Here is a 15,796-nt window from a genome sequence, read left to right as displayed (position 1 = left end):
CCCTGCGTTCAGGGTACTCAAAATCGCGCGCGGCCGGTCACCACTCCGGGCGGGAACTCCCCAGCCGAGGCGTGGTCCCCGACCAAGCAGGCGGCGTCTCGCTCATCCGGATCACCGGACCGAGGCTCTTGAGATCCCCATAGATCGTCCCGTCATCTGTCACCGCGTAACGTTCGAACTCCTCCGGTGACAGACGGCCCGGCGCATCGGTGTGATCCGTTAACAACCCCTGCCGCTGCAGCAGCATCGACGACTGACACAGCGAAACCTGCACGTGGTACGAACCCCCTTCCCGCGCCCGGCGGGCCAGGGCCAGCATCGCGCCGTAGCTGCCGAGGAAGCCGGTGAGAAAATCGCACAGGTACACCGGCGTCAGCTGTGGACGGTTCCCACCCTGAATCACACAAGCACCGGTGACGGCCTGCGCGACCTGGTCCCACCCGGCGCGCATGCCGAACGGGCCGCCGGAGCCGAAGCAGTTCACGCTTACGTACACGATTCCGGGGCGAAGCGCCGCAACGTCTTCCGGGCCGAAGCCGTGGGCCGACATCCGGCCTGGGCGGTAGCCCTCGACGAACACATCGGCGGTGCTGGCCAGCGAGCGCAGCCGGGCGGCATCGTCCACTGTGGAGTAGTCGAGGTAGGTGCTTCGCTTGCCATGACTGGTATCCCGGACGAACGGCGCGACCTGCGGCAGCTGCGGCGCGGTCACCATCAGCACGTTGGCGCCGTGTTCGGCAAGACTCAGCGCGGCGGTGGGGCCCGCCAGGATGCGGGTCAGGTCCAGGACTCGGACGTCGGAGAGCGGCGAAGTGGCACCGTCCGGCAGCGGAGCGGGGGCGCTGTCAGCGATTTTGGTGATCTCGACAACCGGACGCGAAGCCAGGTAGGCGCCGTGCGGGTGCGCGAGCCATTCTTCGGGCGTCCGGACGACTCCCCCGCACGCGCCCGCGACGGCAATGGCGTCTTCCAGGTCGTCCGCCTTCCACTTGGCGACGGCGGCCGCCACTGAGGACGGGGTCGGCGAGCAGTCGAGGACGTCCAGGACTCGGCGTTCCAGGTGCGGCAGGTTGAAGTGCGGCAGGAACCAGCGTCCGTCGGCGGTCGGCCAAGGCTGGGTGAGGGCGACCATGTGCTCGACGGCCGGTGACAGCGGTGCGGGGCGATAGTCGCCGTCCGCGGAGCGGATGAGCGTCATGTCTTCGCCGCCGAGGGCGGTGGCTGCAGCGGCGCGGACGTCGACGGCGATCTTCTGCCGACGTCCAGTGCGCAGTTCCCACAGGTCGTTCGCGGCGACCGCGCGGGCGGCGAGTGCGTCGGCGAGGGTTTCGCCGATCCGGAACGGTGACGCGAAAAGCGGGTCCGCGCCGGTGATCGTCACCTCGTCGGAGGCGGGGCGAGGGCCGTCGCGCAGGGTCATGAGTTCGTCGAAGGCGTGCATTTTTCTTTCCTTTCAGGCCGACGCGACGTCGACCACGATGCGGCCGGTACCGGTGCCGGCGAGGAGCGAAGCGGAGGCGTCCTTGGCCTCCGCGAGCGGGACGACGCGCGTCAGGGAGTCCAGGAGCTCGGGGTCGAGCAGCTGGGCCAGGCGCTGCCAGGCGGCTTCGCGGCGGAGCGGCGGCGTGCGGACCGAGTCGATCCCGAGCAGGGAGACGCCGCGCAGGATGAACGGCAGGACGTTGCCCGGGAACTCGGCGCCACCAGCCAATCCGCAGGTCGTCGCGACGCCGGAGTGCTGCAGCCCGGCCAGCGCACCGGCGAGGACCGGGCCGCCGACCGCGTCGGCCACGCCCGCCCAGCGTTGTTTGCCGAGCGGTTTGCCAGACGACGTCAGCTCACTGCGGTCGAGGACGCGCGCGGCACCCAGTGCGGCGAGCCGTTCGGACAGTTCGGCGGGACGGCCGGTGGCGGCGATCACCTCGTAGCGAGCCGCTGCCAGCAGGGCGACCGCGATCGAGCCGACGCCGCCGCCCGCGCCGGTGACCAGGACCGGACCGGTTTCCGGGGCGAGGCCGTGGCGTTCGAGCGCGAGCAGGCTCAGCGCCGCGGTGAACCCAGCGGTGCCGATCGCCGCCGCGCGCAGCGGGCCGAGCCGCTCGGGGACGCGGACCAGGTCGTCGCCGTTGACGGCGGCGAGCCCGGCCAGCCCGCCGTGCAGGTCTTCGCCGAGCCCCGCGCCATTCAGCGTGACGACGTCCCCCGCCCGCCATCGCGGATGCCGGGACGCGAGCACCTCGCCGGTCAGGTCGATCCCGGCGACGAGCGGATGCCGCCGGACCACACCAGGGCGGCCGTGCAGCGCGAGCGCGTCCTTGTAGTTGATGCTGGAGTAGCGCACGCGGACCGTCGTGTCGAGGTCGTCCAGCATCGCGGGGTCAAGCTGTTCGAGCGTCACACCGTCGCGCAAGATCCAGCCGGGAAAAGCCGTTGTCTCCATGCTTCCCACGGTAGAAATCTGGAACCTGGCGGGGAAATGCTCGTCACGGCGACGCCATGCACGGCGGGCATAGCTGGGTAGGCTGCCGGTCATGGAGGTCGAACTGCGGCATCTGCGCGCGTTCGTGACGGTCGCGACGTGCGGCACGTTCACGGCCGCGAGCCGCGAACTGCTGATCACCCAGCCGGCGCTCACGCGCACGATCCAGCAGCTCGAGGAGACGGTCGGGACGCGGCTGCTGGAACGCACTCCGCACGGCGCCGAACCGACCGAGGCGGGCGGCGAACTGCTCGGACGGCTGCGCGTCCTGCTGCGCGATCTCGACACCGCGCTCGCCGCGGCAGGCGGGAATGCCGGGCTGCGCATCGGTTTCCAGTGGGCGCTGCCGGATCCGTGGGCGAGCGATCTGCTATCCGCCTTCGAAACCGCGACCGGCGCGACCGCCACTCTCCTGCGCCGCGACGACATCGTGGCCGCTTTGCATTCCGGCGACGTCGACGCGGCGTTGGTGCGCGGGGAAATCGACGCGTCCGGAATCAGCGGGACGGTGCTGTTCGAGGAAGACCGGCTGGCCGCCGTCGCCGCTAGTTCGGAACTGGCGACCCGCGCCGAGCTGGACTGGGCTGAGCTAGCGGCGCATCCGGTGGTCGTGAACACGGTCAGCGGCGCGACCAGCCCCCACGACTGGCCGCCGGAAAACCGTCCCGCACAAGTGATTCAGTGCGGCAGCTACGACGAATGGCTCACCATCATCGCGTCCGGCCGGGCGGTCGGCTCGACCACCACCTCGGCCGCGGAAGCGCACACCCACGCCCGGGTCGCGCACCTCCCGCTGCGGAACGCGCCCCGGGTGGCGCTGCGCCTGCTGTGGCCGACGCGCCGGTCAAGCGATCCGCTGCTGCGCAGGTTCAGCGAACTCGCCCATTCCGTTCAGCGCGCGTCGTAATCCGCGCGAGCCTGCTCGATGCGGGCCAGATGCTCGACGCTCCATTCCAACAGCGGCGCGGCCGCCTCGCGCAGCGTCCGGCCCATCGGCGTCAGCTCGTAGGAAACGTGCGGCGGCATGACATTGCGGACAGTCCGGGTGAGAATCCCGTCGCGTTCCAGATCCCGCAGCGTGACGGTGAGCATCCGCTGGCTGATCCCCTCGATTTCCCGTTTGAGTTCGGTGAACCGCCGCGGGCCGTCGCGGAGCATGCGGACGATCAGCAGCGCCCACTTGTCCCCCACGATCTCCAGGACCACGCGGGTCCGGCACACGTCGTCGGCCATGGTTACCTCCGGAGAACCGGGGCACTAATTAGTGCCTTATTGCCCGCCGCGGCGCGGACGATCACGATGGTTCTCGAACAGTACCGGGTTACTTCCGGTAACCGTCAATCCGTGCACGAGGAATCCTTGCGATGACGACATTTCTGCTGGTCCACGGCGCTTGGCACAGCGGTGCGGCCTGGGACCGGGTGGTCCCGCTGCTCGAATCGGCCGGGCACCGGGTGCTCGCGCCCTCGCTGACCGGCTACGGCGACAAGAAGCACCTGCTCAGCCCCGAAACCGGGCTCGACACGCATGTCCAGGACATCGTCGACCTGCTGCGCGACGAGAAGGACGTCGTCCTGGTCGGGCACAGCTACGCCGGGCTGGTCATCTCGTCGGCCGCCAACGAACTGCCGGACCGGGTCGCCGAACTGGTGTATCTCGACGCGATGGTGCCCGAGCACGGCGAAACCGCGGTCGACGTCCAGCCGATCTCCCAGAACCTGATCGACCTCGCCGCGCGGCAGGGTGACGGCTGGCGCGTCCCGCCGATGCCGGAGCAGCCCGCGCCGTTCGGGCTGTTCGGCGTCACCGATCCCGCCGACGTCGAGTGGCTGCGCGGAATGCTGTCCGACCAGCCGGTGCGCTGCCTGCAACAGCCGGTGCGGCTCGACAACCCGGCGGCGCGCGCGATCCCGCGGACGCACATCCACTGCGTCGGCACGACCCCGAAGGGCATCATCCGCCGCCCCGTCCCCGCGCTCCAGCCCAACGGGACGCCCTCGCAGGTCTGGGAGCTGCCGACCGGGCACGACTGCATGATCACGATGCCGGTCGAACTGAGCGAGCTGCTGCTGAAGCTGGCCTAGCTACAAAGTGCCCACCAGGCAAAGTTGCCTAGTGGGCACTTTTGTGGCTACCTTGGGAGCACATTCCCGGGGGAAGGACGTCCAGCCATGCCGAGCACAGCCGTGCCGAGAACCGGCGCGCCCGAAGAAACCAGCCCGTTCACCCGGCGCGTCAAGGTCGGCATCGCCGGCGCGCTGTCCGGCATGGCGCTGGGCATGCTGGACAGCTACATCGTGGCCACCGCACTGCCCAGCATCGCCGGGGATCTCGGCGGGCCGGGCGCGATGACCTGGATCATCACCGCCTACGCGCTGGCGATCGCGGCGTCCACCCAGGTCTGGGGCAAGCTCAGCGACCAGTTCGACCGCAAGGCGATGTTCCTGCTGTCGGTGGCGGTCTTCCTGGCCGGTTCGATGCTGTGCGGCCTCGCCCCGACGATGGGCGCGCTGATCGGTTTCCGCGCCCTGCAAGGGATCGGGGCCGGCGGGCTGCTCGTCGGGGCGATGGCGATGGTCCAGGTTCTGGTGCCGCCCAAGGAATCCACCCGGATCTCCAGCTGGACCGGGCTGCTGCTGGGGCTCTCGCTCGTCGGCGGCCCGCTGGCCGGCGGATTCCTCACCGACGCGCTCGGCTGGCGCTGGATCTTCTACATCAACGTCCCGTTCGGGCTGCTGTGCCTCGCCGGGACGATCGTCGGGGTCCGGATCCCGCCGAAGACCGGGAAGGCGCGGATCGATTACGGCGGAACGGTTTTGCTGGTCGCCGCGGTCGTCAGCCTCACCCTCGTCACCAGCTGGGCGGGCACGCGCTACCCGTGGGGCTCGACGGTGATCCTCGGGCTGTGCGCGGTGGCGGTCGCCGCGCTGACCGCGTTCGTCTTCGTGGAACGCCGTTGTCCCGAACCGCTCGTCCCGTTCCGGATGTTCCGCACCCGCAATTTCGCGCTCGCCCAGGTGCTCGGCTTCGCCTTCAACGTCACCATGGTCGCGACGGTCACCTTCCTCCCGCTGTACTTCCAGAACGCGCGAGGCGTTCCGCCGTCGCTGAGCGGATTGCTGCTGATCCCGATGACCGCGGGAATGGTCGCGGTGATGCACCGAAGCTCGGCCTACATCCGCCGCACCGGCCGGTACCGGATCCTGCCGATCGCCGGCAGCGCGTGCGTCGTCGTCGGCATGGCCGGGGTCTTCTTCCTCGGGCCGGACACCGACCCGCTGCTCGCGTCGCTGGTCGGGCTCCCGCTCGGCGCCGGGCTCGGCTGCCTGATCCAGAACACGATCCTGATCACCCGGCTGAGCGTCGAACCCCGCGACCTCGGCGCGGCGCTCGGCATGGGCTCGCTGACCCGGACCCTCGGCAGCGGCATCGGCGCGGCCCTGTTCGGCTCGCTCTACGTCGGCGCGCTGACCCGCGGCGGCGCCGAACCGGCCCCGGCAGCGGTGGCCGGCGGGCTGCACGCGGTCGCCGCCGGAACGCTCGTCGTCGCGGCACTCGCGCTGGCGGCCGCGTGCCTGCTCCGCGAGATCCCGCTGGCGAAACCGGCCTGACCTGCGGATTCCAGCGGTGTTCCAGGACCGCTTCATACCGTCCGGGCAGCGTCCTCCTCGGTGCGTCGAGTCCGCCCGGAGGGTGGCGCCGGCGCCAAGGGGGACGAACCGGCCGGGCCAGACCCTCCCGGCCGGTTCGGGCAAGGGCGGTCGCAACCCCAGGCTCCGCCCTTGCCCGCTTCCCGGCGGCCCGCGTCAGGCCTTCGCCGCCCGCAGCGCCGCCAGCCCCTCCAGCAGATATTTCCGGAACACCGCGTGGTTTTCGCTCATCGGGAAGTGCCCGATGCCCGGCATCTCGATGAACGTCCCGTTCTTGATCGCCGCCGCGGTGCGCGCGCTGTCGGCGGGCGTCGTCAGGTAGTCGTACTCGCCGGTCAGCATGACCACCGGGCACTGGTCCCCGTCGATGTCGCCGAGGCGGCCGCGCAGGTCGTGGTCGACCGAGTAGAAATGCAGGTCTCCCTTGAACGACTCCGAGCCCTGCGAGTAGTAGAACCAGGTCTTCCACCGGTCCGCGTCCGGCGACTGCGGGGCCATCAGGTCCCACACCCCGCTCGCGCACACCTGTGCCGCGTTCGCGTGCGGATGCTGCCACCAGTCGAGGTAGAAGCCCGGCGAGTAGTCCGCGCCCTCGACGGCCAGCACGCCCGCGAAGCGGTCCGGGCGGCGCAGCGCCAGCTGGAGCGCGATGTTCCCGCCGAAGGACGAGCCCATGAAGATCGGATCGCGCAGGTCGAGCGCGTCGCACAGGGCGATCACGAAATTCGCGTAGTGGTCGGCGGTGAGCCGGTATTCCTCCTTCCACCATTCGGCGTTCTCCGGCGGGTCGGATTTGCCGTGCCGGGGCAGGTCGTAGGCGATCACGCGGTAGTCCGCGGTGATCTCGTCGTCCTCCAGCAGGCCGCGCCACTGGTGGTTGTGGCAGCCCGCGGTGTGCTGGCACACGAGCGGCTGGCCGGTGCCGTTCTCCAGGTAGAAGACCTTGTATTCGAGGCCGTCGACCTCAAGCGTGACGTAGTGCCCGGTCACGGGCGAAATCGTGCTCATCGGGGAGGTCCTTTCTCAGACGGGGGCGCCGACGGTGCGCAGCAGCTCGATCTGGCGGGTCACGCAGCGGAGGTTCTGCATGAGGACGAGCACGTCGCCCTCCAGCCGCATGTCGCGCTGGAAGCTCGCGGCCCAGATGCCGTGGTACATCGGGGCGGGCACCGGCTCGCCGAAGTTCCGCCACGTGTCCGCGCTCGCCCGGATCGCGAACTGGTATGGCTCGTCCAGCGGCCCGGGGTCCACCGCCACGCCGGCGACCCGGCCGGATTCGACCTTCACGACGAACGTGTGCTCGACGGCGTCGATCAGGTACGAACAGGTGAAGTACTTGCCGTGGGCCTGGATTTCGGGGTCGGCATTGCTGGCCGAAGCGAACGCCTCGGCCCAGGCTCGTGCCGACGGGGAGCGGGTGGCCGCGGTCATCGTCGGGCTCCTCTCTGAGCGTGAACGGGTTGCCCTTCCGATCTCAGCGCGCGCCATCGCCGCAGGTCCAATACTTGCCGAGGGCACTTTCGATAGGCCGGAACAATTGGTTTCCGGCGCGGCCGCCGCCTACCATGCGGACGTGGCCGAACCCCCGGAACTGCGCGTGCTTCGCTACTTCGTCGCGGTCGCCGAGGAGCTTCACTTCGGGCGGGCGGCGGCGCGGCTGCACATCACGCAGCCCTCGCTCAGCGTGCAGATCCGCAAGCTCGAGCACTCCCTCGGCGCGCGGCTGCTGGAGCGCACGAGCAGGCACGTCGAGCTGACCCCGGCCGGCGAAGTGCTGCTCGACGAGGCGCGCCGGCTGCTCGTCAACGCCGAACGGCTCGCCGCCGCCACCCGCGAAGCCGCCAACGGGGTCCGGGGTTCGCTGATCGTCGGCTTCCAGGCCAACGCCGCCGCCGAACTCACGCCGAAAATCCTGGCCGCGTTCCAGAGCCGCTACCCGCGGGTGCAGGTCGAGATGCGCTCGCACGACTTCACCGACCCGTACGTCGGGCTGAGCAACGGCAGCGTCGACGTCGCGTTCGTCCGGCTGCCCGTGCTCATGCAGAGCTGGCTTTCGGTCGAGCCGCTGTTCGCGGAGCCGCGGATGCTCGTGACGTCCAGCGAATCGCCGTTGGCCTGCCGGGAAAAGGTGACCGTGGCGGACGTCGTCGACGAGCGGTTCGTCGGCAGGCGCGCGCCCGAGTACTGGCGCGATTTCTGGCTCGCCGCCGACTGCCGCGGCCCGCATCCGGTGCGGCTCGGCGCCGAGGTGAGCAGCGTCGACGAATGCTTCGAGGCGATCCTGTCCCGGCGCGGCATCGCCTTCACCCAGGCCTCGACGCAACGGTTCTACGACCGGCCCGGCCTCGCGTTCGTCCCGGTCGACGGCCTGCCGCCGTCCACCGTCGCCATCGCCTGGCGCAACGACCTCGACGCCCAGCCGGTCCGCGATTTCGTCGACGCGGCAAGGATGCTGGCCGGGCTCGACCTCGTCCCGGCGACACTCCCCGCCTCGTGAACGCTCAGCCGAGCGCGTGCTCCAGCAGCACCTCGGCCGCCGCCCGGGCATGGCGGCCATAACTCGGATCGCCGAGGACCATCGCCCGGCTCGCGGCTCCGTCGGCCAGGGTGACCAGCTGTTCCGCGAGCGCTGAGGGATCGGCGGCGCCCAGTTCGGCGACCAGGTCGGTGACCAGCCGGAGCATCAGCAGCTTCTGCTCCCGCGCGTAGGCGTGCACCGCGCTTTCCGGGTCCGGGTACTCCGCCGCCGCGTCGACGAACAGGCAGCCGCGCACCGGCTCGGACTCCGGCAGGTCGAACATCGCCAGGATCCGTTGCCGCGGCGGCAGATCCGCGCGGGTCAGCACGTCGTGCAGGGTCTCGCCGGAGCGGACCAGGTCCCGCAGATACGCGACGACCAGTTCGTCCTTGACCGGGAAATGCAGGTACAGCGTCCGTTTCGACACCGGGGCGGCGGCCGCGACCTGCTCCATCGTCGTGCCGGTGATGCCGTGGCGGGCGAACAGGTCCGCGGCGGCGGCCAGCACCCGCTCGCGTCCGCCGCGACCGGCTCGCCTCGCCTTGTCCTCGACCATGAGCCCAAGTGTACAGAAACGTTTACTTAAGCCGCCGGAGCCTGCTACCGTACTTAGGTACACGTTCTCGTTTACCTAAGGACCTGAGGAGTACTCCGATGCCCGAACTCGCCGACGCCGCCGCGACCCTGATCCGCGGGCGGCGCGCGACCCGGTCGTTCCGGCCCGACCCGGTCCCGGACCGCACGCTCCGCGAGATCTTCGACCTCGCCGCCGCGGCGCCGTCGAACTCCAACGCGCAGCCGTGGCGGGTCGAGGTCGTCAGCGGGGCCAAGCGGGACCAGCTCGCCGACGCGCTGGTCGCCGCGCACGAGGAAGGTCGCCGGTCGGTCGATTTCCCCTACAGCGAAGCGATTTACGAAGCGGTGCACCAAGAACGCCGGGCAGCGGCGGGCGGCGCGTTGTACGGCGCGCTGCGGATCGGCTTCGACGACCACGAAGCCCGAGCCGCCTACGACGCCGAAAGCCTCCGCTTCTACGGCGCCCCGCACGTCGCGCTGCTGTTCGCGCCGGACACCGCCGAGGCACGGCTCGCGGCGGACGTCGGGATGTACGGCCAGACCCTGCTGCTGGCCATGCAGGCGCACGGAGTTTCCAGCTGCCCGCAAGGATTGCTGAGCTTCTACGCGGACACGGTCCGGGAAACGCTCGGACTGGACGGCGGGAAGCTGCTGTTCGGGATCTCGTTCGGCTACGCCGATCACGCCGCGCCGGTCAACCGGTTCACGGTCGGACGCGCACCGCTCGACGAGACGACGCGATTCCACTCCTGAACCCGGATTTCCTTGCCGCGGCGCGGGTATTCCGGAGCAGGTGGACGTGCCGACTTTCGGGGTCGAGGAGGAATTCCTGCTCGCCGCGCCGGACAACGGCCGCCCGATGCCCGCCGCGGACGAGGTCCTCGGCGCCATCGGGCGGCTCGCGGACGGCGCGGCCGTCCACCGGGAGCTGCGCGCGACGCAGGTGGAACACGCGACCGGCATCTGCACCACCGCCGCGCAGCTCCGCGACCAGCTGAACCGCGGCCGGCGGGCGCTTTCCCGCGCCGCGGCCGACGCCGGGTGCGCGCTGCTGGCGACGGGAAGCCCGGTCGGCGTCCTCCGCTCCCCCGCCGAGCCGCAACGGGCGGCCCGGTACGCGCGGATCGACGCCCACTACGGCGACCTGGCCGCGGATTACGAGGCCTGCGGCTGCCATGTGCACGTGGGAGTCCCGGACGCGGACACCGCGGTAGCCGTCGTGAACCATCTCGCCCGGTGGCTCCCGGCCTGTCCCGTGCGCTCGTGGCTACCGCGCTGGCCGATCTGGAGCGCGGCGTCGCCGCTCCCCCGGTCGACCCGCAGATCGGTTCGGCAGCGGTGTGGGCGGCCACGCGGCACGGCCTCACCGGCGCGCTCGTCGACCTGGTGCGCGCACAGCCATTGCCCGCCGCCGACGCTCTCGCCGCGCTGCTCCGTCACGCCGGACCCGCCCTTCGCGCGACTGGGGACCACGACCTCGCCCGCAGACTCGTCCGCACCGCCCTGCGCGAAGGCACCGGATCAGCCGCCCAGCGAAAAGCCGGACCGGACCGAGTGGTCGCGATGCTCGCCGCACGCACATCCCACGCGTGACACCGCGCCCGCCGGGTACCCGGCCACAATGACGACCTCCCTCACCACGCTGCCGGCCGCACGCGGTCCGATCTCCGCCGCCGTGCTGGAAACCCTGCGGGAACGGCCGGCCGCGCCCGATCTCCGCGACGCCGATCCGTTCGGCGACGATCTCCACCTCGCCCTGCACCTCTGCTACGAACTGCACTACCGGGGGCTGCCCGGCGTCGCCGCGGACCGGGAATGGGACACCGCGCTGCTGGAAATCCGCACACAGCTGGAAACCGCCTTCCGCACCGCGCTGCGCGAGTCGGTTCCCGGCGGGTCCGATGTGGACACCGAACTCGACGCGCTGCTCACCGAGTCCGCCCCCGACGGGGCGGTCGGCTTCCTGCTGGCCGAGGGCGAATGGTGGCACGTAAGGGAGTTGTTCGCGCACCGTTCGATCTACCACCTCAAGGAAGCCGATCCGCACGCGTGGGTCATCCCCCGGCTGTCCGGCCCGGCGAAGGCCGGACTGGTGGCGGTCGAGTTCGACGAGTTCGGCGGCGGGCGCGCCGACCGGGTGCACGCCACGCTGTTCGCGGACCTGCTCGCGGCAGCCGGACTTCCCGACGGCTACCTTGCCCTTCTGGAGCACGTCCCCGGCCCGATGTTCGCGCTGGTCAACATGATGTCGATGTTCGGGCTGCACCGGGCTTCGCGCGGGTCGCTGATCGGGCACTTCGCCGCCGCGGAGATCACCACCGCCCCGGCGGCGCGGCGGATGGACCGCATCCTGCGCCGGCTGGACGCGCCCGCCGCCTGCCGTTTCTTCTACACCGAACACATCGAAGCCGACGCGGTGCACGAACAGGTCATGCGGCACGAGGTCGTCGGCGGCCTGCTGGCCGCGGAACCGGACCTGGCGACCGACGTCGTGTTCGGCGTCCAAGCCACCGCGCTGCTGGAAGGACAACTGGACCAGCACCTGCTCGCCTGCTGGCAAGCCGGGCTCTCGTCACTGCGTCAACCCCTGCCCTGACCGCGCTTCCGGTGGCTCGTATCGCACCACGGAAACCGCTTGCTCCGCCGGCACGCGCACACCGCCACCACAAACCGGTCCGATCGCACCGTCCGGCCGTCCGAAGTGGACACTTCCACCGGACCCTCGACCAGCACCGGCCCGCCCGGCACCACCCGCACCCGGCGTTCATCGCGCGGCACGGAGCACCACCAGTTCCTCCGCGCGGTCGCCGGGCCGCACGAATCCTCGCTCCGTCAGGTACTTCAGCCGCCCGGACGCCACCGGCCCGAACGGCACTTCCGCCCGCGCCAGCACCTCGCTGCGCAACCCGCCCGCGGCCAGCGCATACCGGGTTTTGTCCACATCGGACATCGTCGACTGCACCAGGTAGAGCGCGCCGGCCCGGGTCAGCAGCGAAGGCGCGGCCGCGCACAACGGGTCCAGCATCGCGCGCCCGTCCGGACCGGCGTCCCAAGCGCGCGTCGAACGGACCGCCGGTGCCGGGGAAGGCACGTAAGGCGGATTGGCGACCACGACGTCATACGGCCCGGCCTCGGCCGCTTCGCGCAGCCCGCCCCGGAGCAGGCCGATCAGCAACGCTCGCAGCACGGTGTTCACCCACGCGGAAGCCAACGCCCGCACCGAAATATCCGCCGCGACGACCACGGCACCCGTCCGCGCCAAGGCGATCGCCAGCGCACCGCTGCCGGTGCCCAGGTCCGCGCATCGCGCTCCAGGCCCGATGCGCGGGTCTCCCGCCAGCACGCCGGACAGCAAAGCGGTGTCCTCCTGCGGGCGGTACACCCCGGGCAGCCGGAACAATCTGCCCGGCGGCCGGGCCTCCGGTTCGGTGCGCACGGACGTCGTCATCGCGGTCCTCCATCGTGGTCGGACCGCGCGGATACCCCTGTCCGGTCAGGACAAACAGCCGGATTGCCACCGGCGCCACCGGGTACCCGGGCCGGGAACGAAAGGAGCCGAACGATGACCGAACCGCGCCGATCCGACGACGTCTACGGCGACACCCCGGAAGAGGAACGCGAGACTGTCCGCGGCGAACAGGGCACTTCCGGCGACGAGCACGACGACGCCGACCCGCAGCAGGGCCGGTGAAGCTCAGCCGGACGAATCGCAGGCTTCCCGCGCCGGCACCCCGCATCCCAGCCGGGCCCAGACCGTCTTCCCGGCGGAATGCTCGTGCACGCCCCAGTCGTCGGCCAGCCGGTCGACCAGCAGCATTCCCCGGCCGCGCGCCCGTGCAGAAGTCCGGCGGGCGGACCCGCGGGCGGCCGGGTTCCGGATCGTCCACTTCGATCACCACCACGCACGGGCTGGAGAGCACGGTCAGCCGCGCGTAGTACGGACCCGGCGTGTGCTCGTACGCGTTCGAGGCCAGTTCTTCGATCACCATCAGCACGTCCGCGAGGTGATCGGGCGACAAATGCCCCAGCGACCGGCCCGCCCACGCGCGGACCCGGGGCAGCGCCGACACGCCGGTCCCCCGCAGGTCCAAGGTCCAGGGCAGGTCTCCCGCCTCGGGATCCGGGCCGGTCACCGGCGGCCCTCGCCCGCCCGGCCGGGCCGAGCGGGACGATCCGTGCCGCTGAACGCCGTCCCCTCGCCGCAGCCGCTTGACATCACGATGGTGAAGTCCCTTTCCCGTTCCTGACTTCGCCGTTGCCCCCACCGGACGTACCCGGACAGAGCCGACTTCACACCTCCTGCCGCGCATCTCTGGACCGCGGCGCCGGTTCGGTTACTGTCGCTGCATGCCGCCTCACGCGCCGGAGCCCGAATCGCGCACCCGCCTCGCCGAAATCCTCGGCGCCGGCGCGAGCAACGCCGACCTCGGCGAGGATCTGCCGAAGATCCTCGCCAGGGCGTGCACCGTCCTCGGCGTCGACACGGCCACCGTGCTGCGGCACGAGTCCCGGTGGCAGCGCCTCGTCGCGATCGCGGCCGCCGGGCTCGAAGAGGAGGTCTACCAAGGGGTCCAGATGCCGGTCGGCGCGGGCTTCGCCGGGGCCGTCGCCGAGCGCCGGGAGCCGGTGGTCGTCGATCGCGTCGACCGGACCACGGCGCTCAACGAACTGCTGGCCGACCGCGGCCTGCACACCATGCTCGGCGTCCCGATGCTGGCCGGCACCGAACTGGTCGGCGTGCTGCACGTCGGGGCCGTCCGGGAGCACCGCTTCTCCACCGACGACGTCGAAACCCTGCGGCTGCTCGCCGACCGGCTGGCCGCGGTGCTCCAGGCCGAAATCATGCACCAGAACCAGGCCGCGACCATCGCCCTGCAGCGCAGCCTGCTGCCCGGCGTCCTGCCCGTCATCGAGGGCCTTCGCCTCGCCGCCCGCTACGTGCCGGGCGCGGAGGCCGGGCTCGGCGGCGACTGGTACGACGTCTTCCGGCTCCCCGGCGGCCAGACCGGCATCGTGATGGGCGACGTCTCGGGGCACGGTCTCGAAGCGGCGGTCATCATGGGACGGCTCCGCAGCGCACTGCGGGCCTACGCACTCGACTGCGACGACCCCGCCGAAGTCCTCGCGAAACTGGACCGCAAGGCGAACCACTTCGAGCACGGCGTGATGGCGACCGTCGCGTACGGCGTGCTGAGACCCGGCCACGGAAGCATGGCGCTGTCGCTCGCCGGGCATCTGCCGCCCGTCGTGGCCTCGCCCGGCAAACCGGCAGAACTCGTGCCCGCGCCGCCCGATCCGCCGGTCGGCCTCACCGTCGGGTCCACCGCGCGGCGGCGCACCACCGCCGTGGAACTGCCGCCGGGCGCGGTCGCCGCCTTCTACACCGACGGCCTCGTCGAACGGCGGGACCGGCTCGTCGACCTGGGGATGGACCAGCTCGCCGCCCTGGTCCGGCCGGAGGACCCGGAACGGGCCTGCGCCCGGATCATGGCCGCGATGGTGGGGTCCCGGCCCCCGCAGGACGACGTCGCACTCGTCGTGCTCCACCGCACCGCCGGGGCCGGGACTCGCTGACCGCCTCAGCTCACCCGGCCAGCGCCGCGTCGAGCGTGCGGTACAGCGGCAAGCTCTGCTCCAGCCCGGTCAGCTGGATGGGCCGCAGGGTCGCGCGGCCGGACGCCACGATCCGCACCTCGGTCCCTTCCGGAGCCTCGCGGCACGCGGCCAGCAGCGCGGTCAGCCCCGCCGAGGCGAGGAAGTCCACCTCCGTCAGGTCCAGGACCAGCACCGGAGGCTTCCCGGAGACCGTTTCGGCGACCGCGGCCGTCAATTTCGGGGCGGTCCCGAGGTCCAGGTCCCCGCGCAGGACCAGCACCGCCGCGGGCGAGCGGTCGGCCCGGTCGATCGACAGCGAACCCGGCGGATCGAGCACCGGGTCGGTCAGCTCACTCATCGCTCTTTCCCTCCTCAGGAAGCCCGGCCTCGGCGACCGGGCAGGAAAAGGACGCGGCTGGCTGCTCAACCGCGAATAGCATGCCTCACTGCGGCGGCCTCACGCGAATGCCGCCGCCGAAATGATCTCGGACCGGAGGGGAACCGGCAGCGCGGGGGCGCCCGGGGGCTGGCGCGGCGGGCGGGCGGCGGGTTCGCCGGGCCGGGGCGCGGGTGGCGGCACGGGGGCTTCCGGGGCAGGTCAGGGGTTGCGTTGCGCTGGCTCGGTCGCCCGGCTTGCCGACCTCGATCCGGCAGCGTCCGGGCCGGTTCACGCGCTGCGCCGCCGTCCGGCCGGGGCACGGCGGTGCCGAGCGGCGCACCCGCCGCCCTGATCCGCCCCGCCTCACCGAGGACGATTCCGCCGCCGCCCAGCGACCTGCTGCCACAACCGGTCCACCTGCTCGCCACCCAGGCCAACGCACCGGCCACACCGCCGTCCGGCCGAGCCCCAGCGACCCCGGACGCCCGAATCCCGGCACGGCCGACTGGCACTCCCGCCTCACCGCGGACGATTCCGCCACCGCCCAACCACCTGCTGCCACAACCAGTCCACCCGCTCGCCACCCAGGCCCACTCACC

General features: G+C 71.5%; 18 protein-coding genes and 1 pseudogene. 9 read left to right on the top strand and 10 right to left on the bottom strand.

The window, feature by feature from the left end; all coding sequences use genetic code 11:
• Positions 1-37 precede the first annotated feature (37 nt).
• Positions 38-1,441, bottom strand: coding sequence for a CoA transferase (locus RPX00_RS31635; RefSeq protein WP_406630879.1), 1,404 nt, complete (start codon positions 1,439-1,441; stop codon positions 38-40).
• A gap of 12 nt (positions 1,442-1,453) precedes the next feature.
• Positions 1,454-2,440, bottom strand: coding sequence for an MDR family oxidoreductase (locus RPX00_RS31630; RefSeq protein WP_406630878.1), 987 nt, complete (start codon positions 2,438-2,440; stop codon positions 1,454-1,456).
• Between the two features lie 91 nt (positions 2,441-2,531).
• Here RPX00_RS31630 and RPX00_RS31625 point away from each other — a divergent pair, with 91 nt between their 5' ends.
• Complete coding sequence (locus tag RPX00_RS31625) at positions 2,532-3,386, top strand: LysR family transcriptional regulator (RefSeq protein WP_406630877.1); 855 nt, start codon at positions 2,532-2,534, stop codon at positions 3,384-3,386.
• Here the strand turns inward: RPX00_RS31625 and RPX00_RS31620 are convergent.
• Positions 3,371-3,712: a winged helix-turn-helix transcriptional regulator gene (locus RPX00_RS31620; RefSeq protein ID WP_406630876.1), complete on the bottom strand. Its 342-nt coding sequence runs from the start codon at positions 3,710-3,712 to the stop codon at positions 3,371-3,373. The two genes, RPX00_RS31625 and RPX00_RS31620, sit on opposite strands and share 16 nt — an antisense overlap.
• Before the next feature lie 131 nt (positions 3,713-3,843).
• Between RPX00_RS31620 and RPX00_RS31615 the strand changes: the two genes are divergently transcribed.
• Together RPX00_RS31615 and RPX00_RS31610 are read left to right on the top strand one after the other, a co-directional pair.
• A complete protein-coding gene (locus RPX00_RS31615) occupies positions 3,844-4,563 on the top strand; it encodes an alpha/beta hydrolase (RefSeq protein ID WP_406630875.1) in 720 nt (239 codons plus the stop codon).
• Positions 4,564-4,650: 87 nt separating this feature from the next.
• Positions 4,651-6,090 carry an MFS transporter gene (locus RPX00_RS31610; RefSeq protein ID WP_406630874.1) on the top strand — a complete coding sequence of 480 codons (1,440 nt, stop codon included), beginning with the start codon at positions 4,651-4,653 and terminating at the stop codon, positions 6,088-6,090.
• Positions 6,091-6,285: 195 nt separating this feature from the next.
• On the opposite strand, the gene RPX00_RS31605 is transcribed toward RPX00_RS31610, so the two are convergent.
• Both RPX00_RS31605 and RPX00_RS31600 read right to left on the bottom strand, forming a co-directional pair.
• A complete protein-coding gene (locus tag RPX00_RS31605) occupies positions 6,286-7,137 on the bottom strand; it encodes an alpha/beta fold hydrolase (RefSeq protein ID WP_406630873.1) in 852 nt (283 codons plus the stop codon).
• A gap of 15 nt (positions 7,138-7,152) precedes the next feature.
• The gene (locus RPX00_RS31600; protein WP_406630872.1) at positions 7,153-7,560 is read right to left on the bottom strand and encodes a hypothetical protein; all 408 of its coding nucleotides are present in this window, start codon (positions 7,558-7,560) and stop codon (positions 7,153-7,155) included.
• Positions 7,561-7,702: 142 nt separating this feature from the next.
• On the opposite strand from RPX00_RS31600, the gene RPX00_RS31595 reads away from it, so the two are divergent.
• Positions 7,703-8,626 carry a LysR family transcriptional regulator gene (locus tag RPX00_RS31595; RefSeq protein ID WP_406630870.1) on the top strand — a complete coding sequence of 308 codons (924 nt, stop codon included), beginning with the start codon at positions 7,703-7,705 and terminating at the stop codon, positions 8,624-8,626.
• A 4-nt stretch (positions 8,627-8,630) separates the two neighbouring features.
• Here the strand turns inward: RPX00_RS31595 and RPX00_RS31590 are convergent, their stop codons facing one another.
• Positions 8,631-9,203, bottom strand: a complete 573-nt coding sequence (locus tag RPX00_RS31590) for a TetR/AcrR family transcriptional regulator (RefSeq protein WP_406630868.1) — start codon at positions 9,201-9,203, stop codon at positions 8,631-8,633.
• A 98-nt stretch (positions 9,204-9,301) separates the two neighbouring features.
• Here RPX00_RS31590 and RPX00_RS31585 point away from each other — a divergent pair, with 98 nt between their 5' ends.
• The 3 genes and pseudogenes from RPX00_RS31585 (at position 9,302) to RPX00_RS31575 (ending at position 11,819) form a co-directional block, all read left to right on the top strand.
• Positions 9,302-9,976, top strand: a complete 675-nt coding sequence (locus tag RPX00_RS31585) for a nitroreductase (protein ID WP_406630866.1) — start codon at positions 9,302-9,304, stop codon at positions 9,974-9,976.
• A gap of 106 nt (positions 9,977-10,082) precedes the next feature.
• Positions 10,083-10,412: pseudogene (locus tag RPX00_RS31580) on the top strand (glutamate-cysteine ligase family protein); the annotation flags it as partial.
• A gap of 432 nt (positions 10,413-10,844) precedes the next feature.
• Positions 10,845-11,819, top strand: coding sequence for an iron-containing redox enzyme family protein (locus RPX00_RS31575; RefSeq protein ID WP_406643149.1), 975 nt, complete (start codon positions 10,845-10,847; stop codon positions 11,817-11,819).
• Here RPX00_RS31575 and RPX00_RS31570 read toward each other — a convergent pair.
• Both RPX00_RS31570 and RPX00_RS31565 read right to left on the bottom strand, forming a co-directional pair.
• The gene (locus RPX00_RS31570; RefSeq protein ID WP_406630864.1) at positions 11,804-12,001 is read right to left on the bottom strand and encodes a CDGSH iron-sulfur domain-containing protein; all 198 of its coding nucleotides are present in this window, start codon (positions 11,999-12,001) and stop codon (positions 11,804-11,806) included. The two genes, RPX00_RS31575 and RPX00_RS31570, sit on opposite strands and share 16 nt — an antisense overlap.
• Entirely contained in the window at positions 11,988-12,671 is a 684-nt protein-coding gene (locus RPX00_RS31565; RefSeq protein WP_406630862.1) for a methyltransferase, read from the bottom strand. The genes RPX00_RS31570 and RPX00_RS31565 overlap by 14 nt, the downstream gene beginning before the upstream one ends.
• A 114-nt stretch (positions 12,672-12,785) precedes the next feature.
• On the opposite strand from RPX00_RS31565, the gene RPX00_RS31560 reads away from it, so the two are divergent.
• Positions 12,786-12,914 carry a hypothetical protein gene (locus tag RPX00_RS31560; RefSeq protein WP_406630860.1) on the top strand — a complete coding sequence of 43 codons (129 nt, stop codon included), beginning with the start codon at positions 12,786-12,788 and terminating at the stop codon, positions 12,912-12,914.
• A 3-nt stretch (positions 12,915-12,917) separates the two neighbouring features.
• Here RPX00_RS31560 and RPX00_RS31555 read toward each other — a convergent pair whose 3' ends face one another.
• Positions 12,918-13,040 (bottom strand): hypothetical protein, encoded by a 123-nt coding sequence (locus RPX00_RS31555; RefSeq protein ID WP_406630858.1) that lies wholly within the window; start codon positions 13,038-13,040, stop codon positions 12,918-12,920.
• 530 nt (positions 13,041-13,570) lie between these two features.
• On the opposite strand from RPX00_RS31555, the gene RPX00_RS31550 reads away from it, so the two are divergent.
• Complete coding sequence (locus tag RPX00_RS31550) at positions 13,571-14,797, top strand: PP2C family protein-serine/threonine phosphatase (RefSeq protein WP_406630856.1); 1,227 nt, start codon at positions 13,571-13,573, stop codon at positions 14,795-14,797.
• 10 nt (positions 14,798-14,807) lie between these two features.
• Here the strand turns inward: RPX00_RS31550 and RPX00_RS31545 are convergent, their stop codons facing one another.
• Positions 14,808-15,176, bottom strand: coding sequence for an STAS domain-containing protein (locus RPX00_RS31545; protein WP_406630854.1), 369 nt, complete (start codon positions 15,174-15,176; stop codon positions 14,808-14,810).
• Positions 15,177-15,796 lie beyond the last annotated feature (620 nt).

It is taken from the genome of Amycolatopsis sp. WGS_07, assembly GCF_045278895.1.
Classification (GTDB): Bacteria; Actinomycetota; Actinomycetes; order Mycobacteriales; family Pseudonocardiaceae; genus Amycolatopsis.
This window is presented reverse-complemented; position numbering and strand designations above follow the sequence as displayed.